Below are 2,425 nucleotides of genomic sequence, written 5' to 3'. Positions count from 1 at the left end.
GAATTAGCGATAGCTAAAGGAGTGGTATTAGCGTTAGCCATTCTTGAATTGGGTGATAAGGAATTAGAAGACATAGATACAAAGTCATGTAAGATAAGCAGACGTCTGAATTGGCGTATTATGGAACTTGATACGAAAAAGAAACAAGAGCAGGTTATTGATGATATATGTAGTGATGAAGAATTGAAGAAGGTGATGGAGGGTGATACTTCTTTGGTGAGTAGTTGGGAGAACTTCTTCGTAAATTCAAAACATAATGCAAGGAAGGACATAGATTGCATTACATTTAATAATAGGATAAGAAAAAAAACGGATGGGGTTTTATTATTGAATGAGGTTTATAAATTAAATGAAGATAAGGTCTTTGAGTTTACAGAGGATTTCAATGCAATAAAAGAAGTGGCATTAGAATACTTTATTGAACATATTTCTATAGTTGAACATTGGAGAGACCATAAGAATTATTATTTATCGATGGTATATAAACGAATACCAGAAAGAGATAAAAATGAAGTGTTAGATAATTGTAAATATGATAGAGAGAAAAAAATAGTATCCTTAGTCAACGATATTCCTGTTAGTCCACCATTCCCCAATAAAAGCAAGTGTGTTGCAGGAGGTAATATTAATGGGGATAATCACATTGAGTTACAATATAATCAAAATGTAAATAAATTGAAAAGTCAAGATCACAGGTTGAGATATCAAGGTATATTAGCTAATTTGCATCCATTATTATTGCAACATGTACATTATCTAAATTTAATTCGTTTTGATTTCCTAAATGGAGAAAAACGTGACGGACAACTTTTTACAAAACTTCTATCATATGAAGATGAAAATTTTTTCACGAAAAAAATTACAGCTGCAGCATTAGCAGGGTCTCATGCCGAAGTATTAGTTGCTAATGAGCTTTTTAAAAAACATAATAAAACAACTGATATTTTGATTTATGTAAAAAATATTAATGATAAGAATATGCAAAGGTGTCCTAATTGTTTTTATCTCTTAGGAGATAAAGTTAAAATGATTGGTAATGATTAAAATAACAAAATATGTCTGTTAAAGTGAACCTTTTTGGTGAGAATCTTGAATTTGAATTATTTAAACCAAAGTATTATTCACAATTTGATGAAATAGAAGAACCTAAATATTATTCATTAATTTCACTTAAAGATGAAATTGGTATTAAAAGTATTTCACTATCTAAAAAGCTTATTAATAGAATAGATGAAATTAAAGACAAGTTCAAAAATCAAACAATGAATGATATTCATACACATATTACTAAATCCCAAAATGAGATAAAATATTTTTCTAAAAATTTAAAAGCTTATGATAATTGGAATGTTAAACCATATTTAACTGAAATAATTATTGAAGAAGAAAATCTTGATCTAATTTATAATTTTGAAATAGAGGACTTCGAAGGTTATGTAACATGGTATACTAAATTCATGCATAATAGTATGATGGGGGTTTGGTGTGAAATTTCTTAATTATGGATTATATAATACAACAACAAGAGCTTGCCACAAAAGTAATAAAAGAAAATAAGTTACCATCAGAAATTCAATATATAGGAGGAGTAGATGTTGCTTATCAAAAAGATGGAGAAGTAGTAATAGCCGCTATTACAATACTTGATGCCAATACATTAGAATTGAAAGAAACTGTATTACATACTGAAAATGTTTCCTTTCCTTATATACCAGGATTATTTTCATTTAGAGAATTACCTCCTGTACTGAAGGCTTTTAAGAAATTATCTATAAAACCAGATTTACTTATCTGCGATAGCCAAGGTTATGCACATCCTCGTAGATTTGGTTTTGCATGTCACTTAGGAGTTGAATTAGATATTCCTACAATTGGATGTGCAAAAAAACGTCTAATTGGTAACTATGATACGTCGTTTGAATTAAAAAGAGGAAATGCAATAGAATTGATAGACAAAGATGAGGTCGTAGGAAAAGTTTTGTGCACCCAAGATAATACTAAACCTCTTTTTGTATCAATTGGCCATAAAGTTAATTTGAACATCGCATGTGAATGGGTCTTATTTTCAGCATCAAAATATAGATTGCCAGAAACAACAAGAACAGCTGATCATGCAGTGAGAGAAGCTATGAAAAGAAAAGTTTGATACTTCTATTTTTATTCCTCTCCATATTATTCTAGATGTTAAGCAGGAGCATCACCATGAACTATTTTTTTGAAAAAGTTTGTAACTTATTTTACACAAAATAAATAATACCCCACTATTTTACTTTGGTCTAAGTAGAAAAGAGGGGGTGTTTTTTTGTATTTATTTTAGAAAGTACTTCTTACCACCTTAGTGTGTAAAGGGCAATTATTGAGAAAACAATTCAGATCCAACCTGAAATTACAACGTTATTACCTTCTACTCTTACAGTTTGTGCAG

Annotated in this window: 3 protein-coding genes; all 3 read left to right on the top strand. The window is 29.4% G+C overall.

All coding sequences use genetic code 11. The annotated features are described in order from the left end of the window. The coding region (locus HHU12_RS33525) for a hypothetical protein (RefSeq protein ID WP_169661082.1) at positions 1-1,044 on the top strand (1,044 nt) is incomplete at its 5' end. Between the two features lie 11 nt (positions 1,045-1,055). Beyond that, positions 1,056-1,499: a hypothetical protein gene (locus HHU12_RS33520; RefSeq protein WP_169661081.1), complete on the top strand. Its 444-nt coding sequence runs from the start codon at positions 1,056-1,058 to the stop codon at positions 1,497-1,499. A 2-nt stretch (positions 1,500-1,501) separates the two neighbouring features. Beyond that, positions 1,502-2,146, top strand: coding sequence for a deoxyribonuclease V (gene nfi, locus HHU12_RS33515; RefSeq protein WP_169661080.1), 645 nt, complete (start codon positions 1,502-1,504; stop codon positions 2,144-2,146). The last annotated feature ends 279 nt before the right edge of the window (positions 2,147-2,425 follow it).

Source organism: Flammeovirga aprica JL-4 (assembly GCF_012844305.1).
In the GTDB taxonomy this organism is placed as follows: Bacteria; Bacteroidota; Bacteroidia; order Cytophagales; family Flammeovirgaceae; genus Flammeovirga; species Flammeovirga aprica.
The sequence above is the reverse complement of the archived record's forward strand: the minus strand, read 5'-3'. Positions and strand labels throughout refer to the sequence as shown.

What these genes read in the sequence shown, in the direction of transcription:
- HHU12_RS33520 (WP_169661081.1), top strand. Translation starts at nt 1,056, where the DNA reads ATGTCTGTTAAAGTGAACCTTTTTGGTGAGAATCTTGAATTTGAATTA.
- nfi (WP_169661080.1), top strand. Translation starts at nt 1,502, where the DNA reads ATGGATTATATAATACAACAACAAGAGCTTGCCACAAAAGTAATAAAA.